The following is a 17,691-nucleotide window of genomic DNA, read 5'->3' on the forward strand; positions in this document are numbered from 1 at the left end:
GCATTCAATGTGCGCTCGCTTGCGCCGCGCCGGCCTGCGCGACCGGCGGCGCATCGCGCCAGCCGACGCCGAGCGACTTGTAGAGCGCGATCGCGCCCTGCACCTGGGCGAGCCGGCTGAGCGCAAGCGCATCGCGGGCGCGGTACGTCGCGCGCTGCGCCGTGAGCACCGACAGGTATTCGCCGAGGCCGTTGCGATACAGCCGCGTCGCGCGCGACTGCGCGTCCTGGCTGCTGTCGACCGCCGCGGCGAGCATGGCTTGCTGGTCGCGCGCGGCGCCGATCGCCGCCAGCGCGTCCTCGACATCGCGAAACGCGCGGCGGATGCGCTGCTCGTATGCGAGCCGGGCGGCCTCGGCGGCCGCGCGCGCGGCATCGACGCCGGCTTTCGCGCGGCCGCCGTCGTACAGCGTCTGCGTGCCGTCGAGCGCGACCGACCATGCGACGCTCGCGCCCGAGAACAGGTCCTGCACGAGGCTCGCCGTCGTGCCGAGGCTCAGCGGAATCGCGAAATGCGGAAACTGCTCGGCGCGCGCGACGCCGATCTGCGCGGTCGCGGCGGCCAGCCGCCGTTCGGCGGCGCGAATGTCGGGGCGCTCGCGGATCACGTCCGACGGCAGCGTGACGGGCAGCGCGGGCGCGACCGGCAGGGTCGCGCCGGGTGCGCTCAGCGTGTCGCGCAGCGTTTCCGGAAAACCGCCGACGAGCACGCCGATCGCGTGGGCGAGCCGCGCGACGTCCTGCTGCAGCGGCGGCACCGCCGCCTGCGCGAGCTGCAGTTCGGCACGCGCCTGCGCGACCGCGAACGACGTGCCGAGGCCGCGCCGGTTCGAGCGCTCGGTCAGCTGCCGCGTGGCGTCGAGGCTCGCGACGTTGTCCGTTGCGATCCGCAGCCGCTCCTGGGTCGCGCGCAGTTCCGCGTAATCGGATGCAAGCTCGGCCAGCAGGCTCACGAGGATCGCGTGGCGATCGTCGTCGAGCGCGTCGATCTGCGCATCGGCGGATTCGACCGCGCGTCGCGTGCCGCCGAACAGGTCGAGTTCCCACGACGCATCGAAGCCGAGCCGGTAGGTGCGCGACTGGCCGATCCCGGGCGGCCATTCGAGCGCCCGCGACGAGCGCAGCGCATCGGCGTTCCCGCCTGCGGTGACGGTCGGGCCGAGGCGGCTCGCGATCTGGTCGCGTTCGGCGCGCGCCTGCAGCAAGCGCTGGCGCGCGATCGCGAGATCCTGGTTGTGCGCGATCGCCTGCTCGACCAGCGCATCGAGCTGCGCATCGCCGAACGCGCGCCACCAGTCCTGCAACTGCGCGGGGTCGGCCGTCACCGTGTCGCGCGGCGCGATCCAGCCGGGCGGATGCGCGGGCTGCGGCGCCACGTAATCGGGGCCGACCGTCGTGCATGCGGCGAGCGCGCACGCGCAGGCCGCGACGAAGGTGCGTACGCGGCACGTCGCGCGCACCGGAGGGAACGGGCATCGCATCGTCGCCTCCGTCACATCCACGCGTGCAGCCACGACGCGAGCCGGCCGCGCGGCGTGCGCTCGCGCCCGCGTTCGCCGACTTCGACGCTGCACGTCATGCCGGCCGCCAGCAGCACGCCGGCCGGCACCCGGTCGATCTCGATGCGCACCGGAATGCGCTGCGCGAGCCGCACCCAGCTGAAGGTCGGGTTGACGGCCGGCAGGCCGAGTTCGTCGAGCGTGCCGTTTTCGTCGGCGATGCCGCGGCCGATGCTCGTCACGTGCCCGCTCAGCAGCGGATCGAAGCCCATCAGCCGGATCGTCGCGGGTGCGCCCGTCGCGACGCGGCGCAGCTTGGTCTCCTCGAAATAGCCGGTGATCCAGAAGCTGTGCGCGTCGAGTACCGAGATGCCGGGCTTGCCTTCGACCGCGTAGTCGCCGTGGCGCAGGCGCAGCTGCGTCACGTAACCGTCGACCGGCGAGCGCAGCGTCGTGCGTTCGAGGTCGAGCTTCGCGACATCGAGCGCGGCCAGCGCCTTGCGGTACTCGGCCTGCGCGATCGCCACCGCGCGGCTCGAGCGCTGGATGTCCTCCCGCGGCACGAGATCGTCGAGGCCGGTGCGCCGCTGCGCTTCGTCGCGCTTCTGGCGCATCGACTCGGCGGTCGCGGCGACCTGCGCCTCGGCCTGTTCCACCGCCAGCGCGAAGCGCTGCGGATCGATCCGGTACAGCACGTCGCCTTTCGCGACGCGCTGGTTGTCGACCACCGCGACTTCGACGACGGTGCCCGACACTTCGGGCGCGATCCGCACGACGTGCGCGCTGACACGCGCATCGCGCGTCCACGGCGCGAGGACGTATGCGTGCCAGAGGGCGGCGACCAGCACGATCGCCACGGCCACGGTGGCGAGCGTCAGCAGGGAGCGGGTGAGGGGTTTGAGCGACATGACGCGATACGTTCCGACGGGAGGCTAGAAATAGAGGATCAGCGTGGCGACCAGCACGAGCGAAATCGCGAACTCGAACAGCGCCGGATGCCACACGCGGCGCAGCACGCCGAGCCGCGCGAGCAGCGCGCGCACGGCCAGGTAGAGCGGCACGGTCGCGCACGCATAGACGAAAAAGGGCGGCAGGTAGATACCGGCCAGCGGGAATTCACTGAGCATCGCGGGCGCGCTCCGGAACGGCGGTGAAATAGGCGGCGTACGTGTGCAGCAGCACGTGGACGTCGGCGAACGCGGCCATCAGCCACTTCAGTTCGGTGTTGCCCGGCTGCGCGGCGGCGAGGCCGGCCAGCGCGTGCGCGGCGCGCCGTGCATGCCGGGCCGCGCGCGGCGGGGCGGCCGCGTGCCGCGCGAGGCCCGCGAGCCCCGCACGCACGCATCGCCGCGCGGGGTCGGGCAGGCCGTCGCGCGCGGCGCCGCGGCGGATCCGCAGCAGCTCCTTGCCGACGTGCAGCGCCGCGAGCGCCTCGATGCTCGCCTGCGTCATCGCGGCCGGCTGGCCCGCGAGCAGCGCGCCGAGCTGCGCGATGCGGTGCTGCTGGCGCTGCTGCCAGCCCGCCGCCGTGACGCGCCGGCCGGCCACGAGCGCGAGCGTGTCGTCGCGGATCGTGCGGCGCAGCCGCGTGGCGTCGGTGGCCAGGTTGCCCGGCAGGATCAACCGGAACGTGAGCAGCGTGAGGAACGTGGCGAGCACCCACGCGACCGACTGGTTCAGGAACAGCTCGACGTCGGGGCGGAACGGATTGGTCGCGCCGGTCAGCGTGTTGAACGCGACGAGATAGGCGAGCCCCGCGAGCGAGGTCTTCGGCACGCTCGTCGCGTAGATGCCGGGCATCCAGAACAGCGCGAGCGCGACGACGAGCAGCGGAAAGCCTTCGATGCGCGGCAGGATGCCGAACGCGCACACGAACGCGGCCGGCACGGCGAGCACCGTGCCCTTGATGAACGCCTGCGCGCCGGCGGCCGGGTTGCCGGCGGTCGCGAGCAGCGCGCAGTACGGCGCGACCACGAGCAGCATCATGTCGCCCTGGTTCCAGCCGGTCGCGAGCCAGAATGCGCCCGAGATCACGATCGCGCACGCGGCGCGCACGCCGTTGCGCAGGGCCGCGCCGGTGTCGCGGTGAAAGCGCACCCGCGCGGGCCGGTAGCCCGGGCGCGGGCGCTGCAGTTCGACGAGCCCGTCGAGCGCCGCGCGGTAGTCGTCGATCTGCTCGATCAGCCGCTCGCCGGCGATCAGCAACGCCGCCTCGTCGCGCGGATCGCCGAGCGCGATGCCGTCGAGCGCGTCGCGCAGGCGTTCGCGCGCATCGCCGAGCAGCGCACGCGCGTGCGTCGCGCCGCCGGGGCCGTCGCCCAATGCGTCGGCGGCGGCCTGCCACGCGGCCGCGAGACGCGGCTGCAGCGATGCGACCGCGCGCGCGCCGGGGCTGTCGGCCGGCAGCGGCGGCATGCCGCCCACGAGTGCGCCGAACAGCGATGCCATCCCGTGCCGCACGGCGGCCGCGCGTTGCGCGAGATCCTCCGATTCGGCCTTGCCGAGCGCGAGCAGATCGTCGATGCCGTAGATGCCGGCGAACAGCGCGTGCCGCTTGTCGTCGGCCGGTGCCGCCGCGAGGCCGTTGCGCTGCGCGGCGATGATCCGCGCGACGTCGGCGGTGATGCGCGTCACCAGCGCGTCGAGCTTCGCGTGCACGTCGCGCGTGCCGAGCAGCATCGACACGAGGCTCAGGCACAGCACGCCGATCGCGACCGTCGAGCCGCGCCCGATCACGTGCTCGAAGGTCAGCTCGGGATGCTGCATCGCGCCGTAGGTCGCGAGGCCGATCGTGTAGCCGGCCACGACGGTGCCCGACGCGCGGAAGTGCCGCAGCAGCGTCATGCCCGCGACGCAGACGCCGAGCCAGAACGCGAAGCCGAGGATGAACAGCAGCGGCTGCTGCGCGAAGCAGCCCATCAGCACGAACGCGACGACCATCCCCGCGATCGTGCCGACCACGCGCCACACGCCCTTGCCGATCACCGCGCCCTGGACGGGATTGATCACGAGCAGCACCGTCGACGCGGCCGAATACGGGGTTTCCAGTTCGAGCAGGTACGCGACGCCGAGCGCGAGCGCGGCGGCGATGACCGAGCGCGCGACATACGCGCCGCGCGGCGTGAAGATGTCGATGCGCGCGATCAGCGCCGCGGCCGCGCGAGTCAGGCGGCGGGGCGGCGCCGCGACGGCGCGCGTCTGATCTGCTGCTTCATGCACTGCACACGCTCCATGAGAAAGGACGAAACCAGTCTACGGTCGCGCCATGCATGCCGAACAGTGACGTCTTTGCACTCGACGAGTGCGTGCGACGCATCCGTCATGCATGCGCCGCACGCAGCGCCGGCTGGCCGGTGCACAGCCCGCGCACGACACGCCGCAACCACTGGTGCGCGGGGTCGCTCTGGAAGCGCGGATGCCACGCCTGCGTGATCAGCACGGTTTCGAGCGGCACGGGCAGTTCGAACGTGCGCACGCCGAGCCCGGCCCGCACCGCGCCGCGCGCGAGATGCTCGGGCAGCGGCAGGATCAGGTCCGACGCCTGCAGCGCGAAGATCGCCGCATACGGCGTCGGCACGACGAGCACCACGTGGCGCGCGAGCCCGCGCGCGGCGAGCGCGTCGTCGATCGGCCCCGCCGACTTGCCGCGCCGCGACACGCCGATATGTGGCCAGCGCGCGAAGCGCTCGGGCGTGATGTCGTCGTCGAAGATCGGGTGGTCGTGGCGCGCGAGGCCGACGAAGGTCGTCGTGAACAGCGGCTGCACGCGAATCTCCGGCCCCAGGCGGCGCGACGCGCTGATGAAGAGGTCGATGCGGCCGCTGCGCAATGCGTCGTCGTCGATGTCGTCTTCCTCGGGCATGAAGCGCAGCATCGCGCGCGGCATCCCGCGCGCCATCTCCTCGAGCAGCCGGCTGCTGTGCAGGCCGACGAAGACGTCGTTCGCACGCACGTTGAACTGCTTGTCGAGCGTGCCGAGATCGATTTCCGCGGACGGCGCGAGCAACTGCGATGCGCGCTCCACGGTTTCGCGGACGACGCCGCGCAGTTCGAGCGCACGCGGCGTCGGCACCATCTTGCGGCCGGCCTGCACGAAGATCGGGTCGCCGACCGTTTCGCGGATGCGCGCGAGCGTGCGGCTCATCGCGGGCGGGCTGAGGTTCATGCGGCGTGCGGCGCCGACGACGCTGCCCTCTTCGAGCAGCGCATCGAGCGAAATCAGCAGGTTCAGGTCGGGTGCCATCGGCTTCTCCGTTTCATCGCGTGCATGCGGCGCAATGGTAGTGCGTGATGTGCGCGCGCAGCGTGACTGCAGCGCACGCAACGATTGCGTGCGGCATCACGCGTAACGCACGCATCGGTGGGGTGGCGCGTGTTTTCTTGAGCGAACGAGCCGGGCGCGAACCCTGCGAACGAATGCTCGAAACAACGGAACGTGCGCCCGTCATCTGCCGCCGGCATCGGACGGCAGCGAGCGGACGGCGGCGAACGCGCCGTTCACGTACATCAGCGGGTTCACGTCGGCGGACATTGCGACGCGTGTGACCCGTCCGACCAGAATCGAATGCGAGCCGACCTCGACCTGTTCGAGCGTGTCGCAGAAGAACGACGTCTGCGCGTTCTCGAGGTACGGCAGGCCCGTCGCCGCGTCGGTACGCCATGCGTCGTGCGCGAAACGCGCGTCGGAGCCCGTCGTGCTGCACGCGAGCGCGAGCGGCACGTGGCAGCTTCGCAGCGCGTTCACGCAGAAGCGCCGGCGGCCGGTGATCGACGCGTGAATGCTCGCGCGCCGGTTGATGCACACCAGCACGGTCGGCGGATCGAGCGCGACCGACGTGAACGAGCTGGCGGTCAGCGCGCACGGTGCGGCGGCGGCGCCGTCGCCGCCGGTCGTCACGATCGTGACGGTGGCGGCCACGCCGCGCATCGCCTGTTTCAGTTGCTGCGCAATGTCCACGGTGTTCGTCATGATGCGGTCCTGTCGCGAGGAGCCCCGGTACCGCGCGGGTCGCGCTGCACGGCACCGGGGCGGGCGTCAAAGCTGGTACGCGTCGGCCCAGGTCCAGTGATAGGACTTGAAGTCGGCGCGGCGCGACTTGAGCTCGGCGTCGCGCGCCTGCTGCTCGGGGCCGTCGGGCAGGTGGAATACGCCGCCGTTGCCGGCCGATGCAAGCTGGATCCGCGCGCTGCGGTCGATCCGCAGGCGCTGGTATTCGACCAGCGCGGCGCCGAGCGCGTCCTTCGACGCGAGCCCGGTCACGCACCGGCCGAGCACGACCGCGTCCTCGAGCGCCTGCGCGGCACCTTGCGACTGGTACGGCAGCATCGGGTGGCATGCGTCGCCGAGCAGGCACACGCTGTCCCACACCCAGCGCGTGAGCGGCTGCCGGTCGTGCAGCGACCAGCGGCTCAGGTGCGACGCGCAGCGGATCAGCCCGACGAGGCGTGGATCCCAGCCGGCGAGCTCGGCCTCGAGCGTCGCGCGGTCGCCCTTGCTGCTCCACGATTCGCGCGTGCTGCCGTCGCCCGGCACGATCACGACGAGGTTCAGCAGCCGGCGGTCGCGCACCCAGTAATGGATCGCGTGCCGGCCGGGCCCGAGCCAGATCGTCACCTGCGGTTCCTTGACGATCTCGAACACGGGCGAGCGCGGGTCGATCGCATCGGCGTCGATCAGCGCGCGATACGCGTCGTCGCCGCTGTAGTGCGGCGCGTCGTCGCCGAGCAGCGCGTGGCGCAGCGTCGAATGAATGCCGTCGGCCGCGACGACGAGATCCGCGCGCCAGCGCGTGCCCGCCGCATCGACGAGCGTCGCGCCGCCCGGCCCGTATGCGTCGAGGCCGCGCACCGCGATGCCGCCGAGGACGGCGACCGGCGGGCCGGCCGTGTACGGGTCGCGCACGGCGTCGAGCAGCGCGGCATGCAGGTCGGCGCGATGCGCGTTCCAGTACGGCGCGTTGAACTCGGCTTCGACCGCGTCGCCGAGCGGGAAGGCGCCGAGCAGGCTGCCGTCCTGCCAGCGGCGGCGGATCGTCGCGATCGGGGCGACGGCGGCCAGCCGCTGCCGGTCGAGCACGCCGAGCGCACGCAGCGCGCGCGTCGCGTTCGGCACGACCTGCAGCCCGGCGCCGACTTCCCGAAACGCCCGGCTCTGTTCGAGGACGGTGACCCGATGGCCGGCGCGCCGCAGCGCGAGCGCGGCGGCGAGGCCGCCGATGCCGGCGCCGACGACGATCGTGTCGAGTGACAGGGACGGTGTCATGGGCGAGCTCGTGGTGGATCCGGAAGGAATCGGCATGGCGTCATAGTCCCGGCAGCACGTCGCGGGCGAACACCTCCAGGTTGTTGCTCATCAGTTCGTAGGGCTGCGCGCCGTAGTCGATGTGCCACAGGATCGCGTCGAGGCCGAGGTCGGCCTCGAGCGCGCGAATGCGCTGGCGCACGGTGTCGGGCGTGCCGAGCACGGCGGTTGCGTCGAGGTCGGCCGTGTCCATGCCGCCCATCTTGTTCTTCATCGCTTCGTTGTAGCCCTGGTAGGCCGGCGACTGCACCTGCTCCCACGACTTCGCCGCTTCCGCGAAATTGCGCCAGTGATGACGCAGGCGCGGCTCCGCGAGTGCCAGCGCATGCGCGTCCGACGTGCCGATCATCAGCGGGATGCTGATCGCGACCTGCGGCTTGCGGCCGGTGTGGCCGTGATGGCGCTCGAACGTGTCGCGATAGAGCGCCACCATCTCCTGTGTCTTCGCGAGCGCGGCCTTGCGCGGCGGCGCGGCCATCAGCAGGTTGAAGCCGCGTTCGCCGATCCACTCGAAGCTGGACGGCGTGAGCAGCGCCGCGACCCACACCGGCGGCCGCGGCTGCTGCGTCGGGCGCGGCAGCGATTGCGCGTCGCGGTAGCGGAAGAACGGGGTGTCCTCGCTGGCCGATTCCTCGGCGAGGAGCCGCACCGTCGCGTCGATCGTCTGCTGGAAGCGCGTCTTGCTCGAATCGAGATCGATGCCGAATGCGTCGAATTCGTAAGGCAGGAAGGCGCGCGCGAAGCCCAGCTCGAGCCGCCCGTTCGAGATCGCGTCGAGCTGCGCGGCTTCGGCCGCGAGCTGGATCGGATGATGGAACGACGCCTGGATGCCGCCCGTCATCAGGCGGATCGACTTCGTCTGCGCGGCCACGGCCGCGAGGAACATCAGCGGCGACGGACTGTAGCCGCCGTACGGCTTCAGGTAGTGCTCGGTCATCTTCACGTACGTGTAGCCGAGCCGCTCGGACAGCGCGCTGAGCTTCAGCGCCTGGGCGTAATAGTCGGCCGCCGGGCGGTCGGCCGGGCCGGTATCGGGCAGGAAGGACACGCCGAACTTCATAGACACCTCACGGGTTGATGTGCTGCCGTTGTCTGCAAAGGGGAAGCGATGCCGCGACGAATGCGTCCCCCGGTCGGGAAACAGGATCGCTCGCAAGGCACTTGCAAGGATGATCCAATCATAGGATGATTGGGTCTATGCAAGTCTTACACGTCGCAAGATTTGCTGCAAGCGTTGCTCGGTTGTCGCTCCAGTTCCGCCCGCAAACGGGCACCCCGGGGGCAGGCTGAAGTCGAACGGGCCGGCCTTTCCATTTCTGGCGAGGAATCACGGATGAACGCTCTTCTATCGGTTTCTGGCAAGGCGCTCAGGATGCGGCGGGTGGTGCGTGCCGCGTCGGGCAAGTGTCTGATGGTGCCGCTCGATCATTCGCTCGCGGACGGGCCGATCGCCCATCCGCAGCAGTTGCGGCAACTGGTTGGCGACATCGCCGCGCACGGCGGCGACGCGATCGTCGTGCATCGGGGCCGTGCGCGCTTCCTGGCGCCCGACGTGCTGAGCGATCTCGCGCTCGTCGTGCACCTGAACGGTTGCACGCGCTACGCGGAGGACGCGAACGCGAAGACGCTGTTCGCGAACGTCGAGGACGCGCTGGCGAGCGGCGCGGACGCGGTCAGCGTGCACGTGAATCTCGGCTCTAAAACGGAATCCCAGCAGCTGCTCGACCTGAGCCGCATCGCGACCGAATGCGCGCGCTGGTCGCTGCCGCTGCTCGCGATGATCTATCCGCGCGGCCCCGGCCTCGGCGATCGTCCGCAGGCCGAACTGATCGCGCATGCGGCGAACGTCGCGGCGGATCTCGGCGCCGACATCGTCAAGCTGCCGTACAGCGGCGACGCCGCGAGCATGGCCGACATCATCGCCGGTTCGTCGCTGCCGGTGCTGGTCGCGGGCGGCGCGAAGCTGCCCGAAGACGAGTTCGTCGCGTTCACGTCGCGGGTGATGAACGCGGGCGCGCTCGGCATCGCGGCCGGCCGCAACGTGTTCGCCGCGCCGAAGGCCGCCCCGCTGATCCGCCGCCTGTCGGACGCGGTGCACGGCGTCGAGCGGCGCGCCGCGCACCTGGCCGCCTGATCCGCTGCGCCGGGCCGTCGTACCCGGTCTTTTTCGACCATCGAGGGTTTCCATGCATCGCTATCCGTGGATCGACCTGCGCGCGCTCGGCGCGCAGGCAGGCGCCGTCGCGGCCGACGCGGCGAGGGCCGGCGCGCGCCGCGTCGTGGTGGCCGAGGCCGGTCGCGAACCGTGCGCGGCCGGCGCGGCGGCGCTATTGACCGTTTCGACGGCGGGCGTCGCGACGCTGGTCGACGACGCGCATGCGCCGCTCGCGGGCGTTCGCGTAAGGATCGACGGCGCGGCCGATTTCGATGCCGCGCGCGCCGCGATCGCGCGGCACGCGTTCGTCCTGCTCGACTACACGCTCGCGACCACGATGCCGCTCGAGCGCCTGCTCGAGGGTGTCCGCGACGCCGCGTGCCGCATCGTCGTGTCGCTCGCCGATCCGCACGGCGCGGCCTACCTCGCGCGCAAGCATGCGCAGTCGCCGGTCGACATCGCGTTCGCACCGCGCGATGCGGCCGCGTTGCGCGGCGTGCTGGCCGCGTGCGGCGAGCTGCGCTCGCGCGAGCCGCTGAAGCTGAAGGCATTCGAGGTGCAGCGCGTCGAGCCGCTCGGCGTCGGCCTGCATGCGGTGATCGACGGCTGTTCGCAGCTCGACGGCGAAGAGTGCGTGCTGGCCGGCGCGAGCGCGACCAGCATGCTGCTCGTCGTCGCGGCCGGCGCCGCGCACCCGCCGGGCCGGCCGCTCGTGTTCGGCATCGACGCGGGCTCGGCCGAATCGTTCGTGTTCTGCGGCGGCGACCGCGCGCGCCAGCTTTCGCTGCTGCGTTCGGGCGAGAGGATCCTGACGGTCGGCGCGGCGGGCGACACGCGCGCGATCGTGGTCGGCCGCGTGCGGATCGAATCCGCGCCGCTCGTCGCGTTGCACACGCGCAGTGCATCCGGCACGAGCACGCGTGTCGTGCTGCGCGGCGACCGCGCGGTGCGGTTCCGGACCGACGGCGGCACGGCCGTCGGGCTCGCCGATGTCGCGCCCGGCGTCCGGCTGGCCGGCTACGAGCCGGGCGCCGGCTGGGTGGATTGCCGGATGCGGGCCGCCGCGTCGCGTTCGGCCGTTGCCGTCAGTCGCTAGTTTCACCCTGTCATTCAACCTGCTTTATCCCCTTCGAAGGAGATTGGCCTTGAAGAAGCTTTCCTGGATTGACCTGCGCAACATCGGCGAGCTCGCGGACGAGATCACCGAGGAAGCGCTGCATGTCGGCGTGTCCGCATTCGTCGTGAAGGATGCGGAGCAGGCCGGGCGGCTGCCGCCGAGCGCGTGCAAGGTCGCGGTCGTCGATCGGCAGCCGGCCGATGCCGCGCTGCTCGAGCAGGTGCAGATCGTCCTCGTGAAGGATGGACTGCCGGTCGATTTCGCGGTGCCGGACGGCGTCGAGCTCGGCGTGTTCATCGAAGTGACGGGCGAGGCGACGCTCACGCGCGCGTGCGAGCTGTCGGTGTCCACGCCGTGGCTGCTCGTCGAATTCCTGCAGGACCCGAGCAAGATCCCGCTCGAGATCCTGCTGGCGGCCGCCGATCGCGCGGCGGGCGAGCTGATCACCGTCGTCGCCGACCTGGAGGATGCCGAAGTGACGCTGAACGTGCTGCAGCGCGGCCCCGAAGGCGTGCTGCTCACGCCGACGCAGGTCGGGCAGGCCACGCAGCTCGTGTCGATCTGCAGCGACACGGTCGAGGATCTGCAGCTCGAGGAAATCGAGATCGTCGGGCTCACGCACCTGGGGCCGGGCGAGCGCGTCTGCGTCGACACCTGCTCGCGCTTCGAGCAGGACGAGGGCATCCTCGTGGGCTCGTATTCGACCGGCATGATCCTGATCAGCAGCGAGACGCACCCGCTGCCGTACATGCCGACGCGCCCGTTCCGCGTGAACGCGGCCGCGCTCCATTCGTATGTCGTCGCGCCGGACAACCGCACCCGCTACCTCGCCGAGCTCGAATCGGGCGCGGAGATCCTGGCCGTCAACGTGCAGGGCAAGGCACGCCGCGTCGTGGTCGGGCGCGCGAAGGTCGAGACGCGGCCGCTGCTGCTGATCGAGGCGAAGAATGCCGCGAATCGCGCGATCAACATCATTGCGCAGGACGACTGGCACGTGCGCGTGCTCGGGCCGAAAGGCAGCGTGCACAACATCACGGAGCTCAAGCGCGGCGACCGCATCCTCGGTTATACGCTCGATGCGCAGCGCCATGTCGGCTACCCGATCCGGGAATTCCTGCACGAGCAGTGATCCGCCTGCTTCGTTGACGATGCGATCGCCCGGTACATCACGTGCCGGCGCGGTCGAACCCTGTTCAGGAGTGCTTTATGGAAAATGCGGCAAAACAGGTGCTGGATACGCTGTTCGGGCGGTGGCGCAGCCGGATCCTGTATGCGGGCACGCGGCTCGGCGTGTTCGATGCGGTCACCACGGATGCACCGGTTTCGTCGGCCGCGCTCGCGGCGACGCTCGACGTCGACGAACCGCTGCTGTACCGGCTGCTGCGTGCGCTCGCCGCGCTCGGGCTGCTCGACGAGGACCCGCGGCGCGGCTTCCGGGCCACCGCGTCGGGCGCGCTGCTGCACGCGGACGCCGCGAGTACGTTGCGCGATTTCGTGCTGTTGCAGGAGGGCCCCGAGCACTACGCGATCTGGGCGCACCTGCCCGACATGGTGCGCGAGGGGAAGCAGAACGGTTTCGTCCGCGAGTTCGGCGCGATGGCGTTCGACTATGCGAAGGATCACGAACGTTACCGAAGCGATTTCAAGCGCGCGATGTCGAGCTTCTCGACCGTGCAGTCGGAACAGGTCGTCGATGCGCTGCGCGACGTCACGTTCGCGCCGGGCACGCATGCGTGCGACATCGGCGGCGGCCAGGGGCACATGCTGTGCAGCCTGCTGCGGCGGTTCGGCGCGCTGACCGGTGTCGTGTTCGACCTGCCGGAGGTGATCGACGGCGACGCGGACGACTGGGCGCAGCGGATGGGCGTGAGCGCGCGCTGCAGCAAGGCGGGCGGCAATATGTTCGACGCGGTGCCGGCCGCCGACGTCTACCTGCTGAAGCTGATCCTGCACGACTGGAACGACGACGAATGCGTGGCGATCCTCAGGCGGGCACGCGAAAGCGCCCGTGACGGCGCGCGCGTGTTCGTGATCGAGCGGGTCGTGCCGGCGCCGGGCGTCGCGCATTTCTCGAAGCTCTACGACATCCACATGATGTGCTGGGGCAGCGGCCGCGAGCGCACGCGGGACGAATACGACGCGCTGCTCGCCGCCGCCGGCTGGCGGCCCGTGGGGTTCCGCTCCGCGCCGGACGGGCAGATCGACGTGATCGAGGCCGTCGCGGCGTAGCGCGTAGCGGGCGTACCGGGCCCGTCAGGCGGCGGGCGCCTCGCGCGTCTCGAGCCAGGTCATCTGCGGCTTGAGGATCGCGAGCGTCGCGCGCACCGCCTTGTTTTCGTCGCGCTGTTCGATCGCATCGAGCACCGCCTGGTGCGCCCGCATGTCCGGCTCGGGGATCTCGGCCTCGTCGAGTTCGACGAGGATGTCTTCCACGTTCGCGAGGATCGAGCCCGAGAAATAGCGATACAGCGCTTCGAGCGCGTGATTGTGCGAGGCGGCGGCCACGGCGATGTGAAACGCGCGGTCGCGCTCGACGAACTTCTTCACGTCGCGCGACGCTTCGCGCTCGCCGCGCGCCTTCAGCAGCTTGCGCAGCGTCGCGAGATCCTCGTCGGTGCGCCGGCGCGCCGCGTAGCGCGCGCATTCCGTTTCGAGCATGCATTGCAGTTCGAGATGGTCGCTGCGCGCGGCACGATCGACGTTGCGCATCGTTTCGGCCGGATCGACGTTGCGGCGCACATAGGTGCCGTCGCCCTGGCGCACTTCGAGCACGCCGGAATACGCGAGCGTGCGAACCGCCTCGCGCACCGTGTTGCGCCCGACTTCGAGCTGCTTCGCGAGATCGAGCTCGGTCGGAATGCGCTGGCCGACGCGCCAGATGCCGGAAGTGATATTGGATTTGAGGATCTCGATCGCGGAATCGACGAGCGAGTGTCGGGTGGCCGGGGGCAGGCTTGACATTAAGTGTGTCGCTTGAAACTTGAGGGTGTCGCTATCCTATCATCCGATCATTCATTTGGTCGTTCAGGATAACGACATTCAAACGTGACATTTTGTTAACGTCAGACGAATAAACCTGCGGCCGATCGATGCATGCCGCACATTCGTCGATTGCGTCCACCGGCATTTACCCGCGTCGCGTCGGCGTAAATGATTCGCATTCGCTGTTCAGTCGAGGTCGCCGTTGCAAGAGCGGCCCGTCTCCGTACCCAAGGGCGCGACGTATTCGCCGACGCCCGTCTCCGCTTTCCGGATAACCCGACATGAATCGATCACACATCGGCCGCGATGCGCGGCCTGGATTTCCGTTGCCGTGCGCGGCGTTGCGGCGCGTGCCGGGCTGGGCGGCCGTACTGGCCTGCGCGGCGACGATGCCGATCGCCGCTTCGGCTGCCGCGCAAGATGCGCCGGACGCGGGCGAGCCCGCGGATGCGCCGCTGCTCGCGCCGATCGTCGTCGACGGGCGGCGCGAGACGGGCGTCGGCCCCGTGAACGGCATCGCGGCCGACGTGTCGCGCGCGGGCACCAAGACCGACACGGCGATCGTCGAGGTGCCGCAGGGCCTGTCGGTCGTCACGCGCGAGCAGATGGACCGGCAGGACGTGCACAGCGTCGGCGACAGCCTGCGCTACACGCCGGGCACGTACGCGGACTCGCGCCCCGGCGGCGTGCTCGAGAGCGTGTTCCTGCGCGGCTTCGGCGGTTTCGCGGCGGCGGCGATCAATCCGCAGATGCTCGACGGCCTGCCGCTGCCGAAAGGCGTGAACTGGGCCGCGAGCGTCGTCGATCCGTGGACGCTCGAACGCATCGACGTCTTGCGCGGCCCGGCGTCGGTGCTGTACGGGCAGGCGAGCCCCGGCGGTATCGTCGACATGGTCAGCAAGCGGCCGACGCGCGACGCGCAGCACCTGCTCGCCGTGCAGACCGGCAACCGCGATCGCGGGCAACTCGCGTTCGATTTCAGCGGGCCCGTGACGCAGGACGGCACGTGGCGCTACCGGATCGACGGCCTCGCGCGCCGCGCGGACGAGCAGATCGACTATTCGCGGCAGCAGCGGATCGTCGTCGCGCCGTCGCTGACGTGGCAGCCGAACGCCGATACGAGTGTCACGCTGCTGGGTTCGTTCCAGCGCGATCCGCACAACAACTTCGCGGGCTGGCTGCCGGCCCTCGGCACGCTGTGGCCCGACGCGGGCCGGCGGATACCGACGCGCTTCTATCCGGGGCTGCCCGGCTTCGACACGTACGACCGCACGCAGGCGATGATCGGCTACGCGTTCGAGCATCGTTTCGATTCGACGTGGAAAGTCCGGCAGAACGTGCGCTATACGCATCTCGACGTCGACTTCGCGGGCGCGGCCGTCAATTTCGTCGCGCCCTACCTGGCGCCGGGCGTGCTGAACCGTTCGCTGTCGTGGTCGCGCGAGCACGTGAACCATCTCGCGCTCGACAACCAGGCGGAGATGCGCGTGATGACGGGGCCGGTCGAGCATACGGTGCTGGCCGGGCTGTCGTACGAGCATGCGGTGGCGAACCTCGTCGGGTCGGGGTTCGGCGCGGCGCCGCCGCTCGATACGCGTGCGCCCGATTACGGGCAGCCGTTCGCGGCGCCGCCGATCGGGCAGCAGACGCGCCAGACACCCGACCGGATCGGCGTCTACCTGCAGGACCAGGTGCGCTGGGATCGCTGGGTCTTCACGCTCGGCGGGCGCGAGGAATGGTCGCGCACGACGACCGACGACCTGCTGCGCTCCGCGAGCGTGCGGCAGAGCACGCGTGCGTTCACCGGGCGCGCGGGCGCCGTTTATCTGTTCGACAGCGGCTTTGCGCCGTACCTGAGCTATTCGACGTCGTTCGAGCCGGCGCTCGGCACGCGCTTCGACGGCCAGCCGTTCACGCCGACGAAGGCGAAGCAGTTTGAGGTCGGGCTGCGCTACCAGTCGCCGGACCGGTTGCAGAACGCGTCGATCGCCGCGTTCGACATTCGCCAGCGCAATGTGCTGACCGCCGATCCCGAGCATCCGTTCTTCAACGTGCAGACGGGCGAGGTGCGCTCGCGCGGGATCGAACTGGAAGGGCGGTCGCGCGTCTGGAAGCAACTGGACGTGATCGCCGCGTACACGTATCTCGACACGACGGTGCAGGCCGATACGGACGCGGCCGTCGTCGGCAAGCGCGTGGCGGCGGTGCCGCGCCATCTGGCGTCGCTGTGGCTCGACTACGCGGTCGACCGGCCGGGGCTGCGCGGGCTGAGGGTGGGCGGCGGCATGCGCTATGTCGGGCGCAGCGCGGGCGACAACGTCAATACGTTCGACGTGCCGGCCGTCGTGCTCTTCGATCTCGGGCTGTCGTACGACCTGGGTGTCGAGCGGCCGGCGTGGAAGGGGTGGCGCGTCGCGGCGCACGTGAACAACCTGTTCGACCGGACTTATGTGTCGTCGTGTTTTTCGGCGGGAGGGTGCTTCTACGGCACGCGGCTGTCGGTGACGGGGGATGTCAGTTATCAGTGGTGACGGGGCGGGTGACGATCAGGATGCCGGTGCCGGGTGTGCGGCCGGTGCGGGCTGTACGCATGCGGCCGGCCCGGTCGCGGCGCCGCACGGATACACTGTCGCCTTCGCGGTACGCATCGCCACAGCCTCGCCCGTCATCCCTGGATTCGTGGAGAGATTGCCCATGAGCATCGTCGTTCGTCGAAACCGCATCGCCATCCCCCTGTGCCGGGTACTGATCCCGGGCGTGTTGATCGCTTCCGTCGCCGGCTGCGCGGCGACGGCGGGCGAAGACACCGCCATTGCCCCCGATCTGCATGAAACCGTCGTCAAGGTGCCGGTCGACGAAGGAGGGCGCACACGCGACATCGTTGCCACGACATACATGCCGGACGGCCCCGGGCCTTTTCCGCTGATCGTGCTGAGTCACGGCAGCCCGCCCGATCCGCGCGCACGGCCGAAGGTGGGACGCTACCGCGCGTTGCCGCAGATCCGGACGTTCGTACAGCACGGTTTCGCGGTCATCGTGCCGATCCGCCGCGGGTACGGTGCGACGGGCGGTGTCGACGAAGAGGATGCGGGGGCGTGCCGGCATCCCGATTACCTCGCTGCCGGCCAGCAGGCCGCGCGCGATGTGCTTGCGGCCGTGCGCTATGCGCAGACCTTGCCGCAGGTGGATCGAAGCCGCGTCGTGCTGGTCGGGCAATCGGCGGGCGGCTTCGCGTCGCTGGCGGCGGCAAGCTACGCGCCGCAGGGCGTGGTCGCGGTGGTGAACTTCTCGGGCGGGCGTGGGGGCAATCCGACGACGCATCCGGGCATGCCGTGCGATCCGCAGCAGATGGCCGACACGATCGGGCATTTCGCGAGCACGACGCGCGTGCCGGTGCTGTGGCACTACGTGCAGAACGACAAGTATTTCGCGCCGGAAGTCGTGGCGACGTGGTTTGCCGCGTTTCAGGCGGCCGGCGGGCACGGGCAGATGATCGTCGAGCCGCCGTTCGGCAAGAACGGCCACGGGATGTTCGCGGTCAAGGACGCGATCCCGATCTGGTTGCCGCATTTCGAGGCGTTTGTCGAGCCGCTTGTCGCGATGAAGTAGGGGGGTGGGGGATCGGTTTGGGCCGGGGG

General features: G+C 70.4%; 15 protein-coding genes. 6 read left to right on the forward strand and 9 right to left on the reverse strand.

The features are described 5' to 3' along the window. Window positions 1-4 precede the first annotated feature (4 nt). The 8 genes from DPV79_RS14785 to DPV79_RS14820 form a co-directional block, all read right to left on the reverse strand. Window positions 5-1,480, reverse strand: a complete 1,476-nt coding sequence (locus DPV79_RS14785; protein ID WP_060322710.1) for an efflux transporter outer membrane subunit — start codon at window positions 1,478-1,480, stop codon at window positions 5-7. Window positions 1,481-1,491: 11 nt separating this feature from the next. Next, window positions 1,492-2,406 carry an HlyD family secretion protein gene (locus DPV79_RS14790; protein WP_048028680.1) on the reverse strand — a complete coding sequence of 305 codons (915 nt, stop codon included), beginning with the start codon at window positions 2,404-2,406 and terminating at the stop codon, window positions 1,492-1,494. 24 nt (window positions 2,407-2,430) lie between these two features. Further along, the gene (locus DPV79_RS14795; protein ID WP_027792350.1) at window positions 2,431-2,625 is read right to left on the reverse strand and encodes a DUF1656 domain-containing protein; all 195 of its coding nucleotides are present in this window, start codon (window positions 2,623-2,625) and stop codon (window positions 2,431-2,433) included. Continuing rightward, window positions 2,615-4,717 (reverse strand): FUSC family protein, encoded by a 2,103-nt coding sequence (locus DPV79_RS14800; protein WP_113045736.1) that lies wholly within the window; start codon window positions 4,715-4,717, stop codon window positions 2,615-2,617. The genes DPV79_RS14795 and DPV79_RS14800 overlap by 11 nt, the downstream gene beginning before the upstream one ends. Window positions 4,718-4,817: 100 nt before the next feature. Next, window positions 4,818-5,741, reverse strand: coding sequence for a LysR family transcriptional regulator (locus DPV79_RS14805; protein ID WP_048028682.1), 924 nt, complete (start codon window positions 5,739-5,741; stop codon window positions 4,818-4,820). Window positions 5,742-5,942: 201 nt separating this feature from the next. Beyond that, on the reverse strand, window positions 5,943-6,467 hold the full coding sequence (locus tag DPV79_RS14810) for a flavin reductase family protein (protein WP_060082626.1): 525 nt from the start codon (window positions 6,465-6,467) through the stop codon (window positions 5,943-5,945). A gap of 66 nt (window positions 6,468-6,533) precedes the next feature. After that, window positions 6,534-7,760 (reverse strand): FAD-dependent monooxygenase, encoded by a 1,227-nt coding sequence (locus tag DPV79_RS14815; RefSeq protein ID WP_113045737.1) that lies wholly within the window; start codon window positions 7,758-7,760, stop codon window positions 6,534-6,536. A gap of 40 nt (window positions 7,761-7,800) precedes the next feature. Next, on the reverse strand, window positions 7,801-8,859 hold the full coding sequence (locus tag DPV79_RS14820) for an LLM class flavin-dependent oxidoreductase (RefSeq protein WP_021164280.1): 1,059 nt from the start codon (window positions 8,857-8,859) through the stop codon (window positions 7,801-7,803). A 273-nt stretch (window positions 8,860-9,132) separates the two neighbouring features. Here DPV79_RS14820 and DPV79_RS14825 point away from each other — a divergent pair, with 273 nt between their 5' ends. From DPV79_RS14825 to DPV79_RS14840, 4 genes are all read left to right on the forward strand, one after another. Next, a complete protein-coding gene (locus DPV79_RS14825; RefSeq protein WP_081052608.1) occupies window positions 9,133-9,933 on the forward strand; it encodes a 2-amino-3,7-dideoxy-D-threo-hept-6-ulosonate synthase in 801 nt (266 codons plus the stop codon). 52 nt (window positions 9,934-9,985) lie between these two features. Continuing rightward, window positions 9,986-11,050: a 3-dehydroquinate synthase II family protein gene (locus tag DPV79_RS14830; protein WP_113045738.1), complete on the forward strand. Its 1,065-nt coding sequence runs from the start codon at window positions 9,986-9,988 to the stop codon at window positions 11,048-11,050. A 49-nt stretch (window positions 11,051-11,099) separates the two neighbouring features. Further along, on the forward strand, window positions 11,100-12,200 hold the full coding sequence (locus DPV79_RS14835; protein ID WP_021164176.1) for a 3-dehydroquinate synthase II family protein: 1,101 nt from the start codon (window positions 11,100-11,102) through the stop codon (window positions 12,198-12,200). 77 nt (window positions 12,201-12,277) lie between these two features. Further along, the gene (locus DPV79_RS14840) at window positions 12,278-13,300 is read left to right on the forward strand and encodes a methyltransferase (RefSeq protein ID WP_113045739.1); all 1,023 of its coding nucleotides are present in this window, start codon (window positions 12,278-12,280) and stop codon (window positions 13,298-13,300) included. 24 nt (window positions 13,301-13,324) lie between these two features. On the opposite strand, the gene DPV79_RS14845 is transcribed toward DPV79_RS14840, so the two are convergent. After that, a complete protein-coding gene (locus tag DPV79_RS14845) occupies window positions 13,325-14,032 on the reverse strand; it encodes a FadR/GntR family transcriptional regulator (RefSeq protein WP_059685921.1) in 708 nt (235 codons plus the stop codon). 302 nt (window positions 14,033-14,334) lie between these two features. Between DPV79_RS14845 and DPV79_RS14850 the strand changes: the two genes are divergently transcribed. Continuing rightward, the gene (locus DPV79_RS14850) at window positions 14,335-16,584 is read left to right on the forward strand and encodes a TonB-dependent siderophore receptor (protein ID WP_244321751.1); all 2,250 of its coding nucleotides are present in this window, start codon (window positions 14,335-14,337) and stop codon (window positions 16,582-16,584) included. A 163-nt stretch (window positions 16,585-16,747) separates the two neighbouring features. Continuing rightward, window positions 16,748-17,662 (forward strand): alpha/beta hydrolase family protein, encoded by a 915-nt coding sequence (locus tag DPV79_RS14855; protein ID WP_165843514.1) that lies wholly within the window; start codon window positions 16,748-16,750, stop codon window positions 17,660-17,662. Window positions 17,663-17,691 lie beyond the last annotated feature (29 nt).

The organism is Burkholderia reimsis (assembly GCF_003294055.1).
GTDB lineage: Bacteria > Pseudomonadota > Gammaproteobacteria > Burkholderiales > Burkholderiaceae > Burkholderia > Burkholderia cepacia.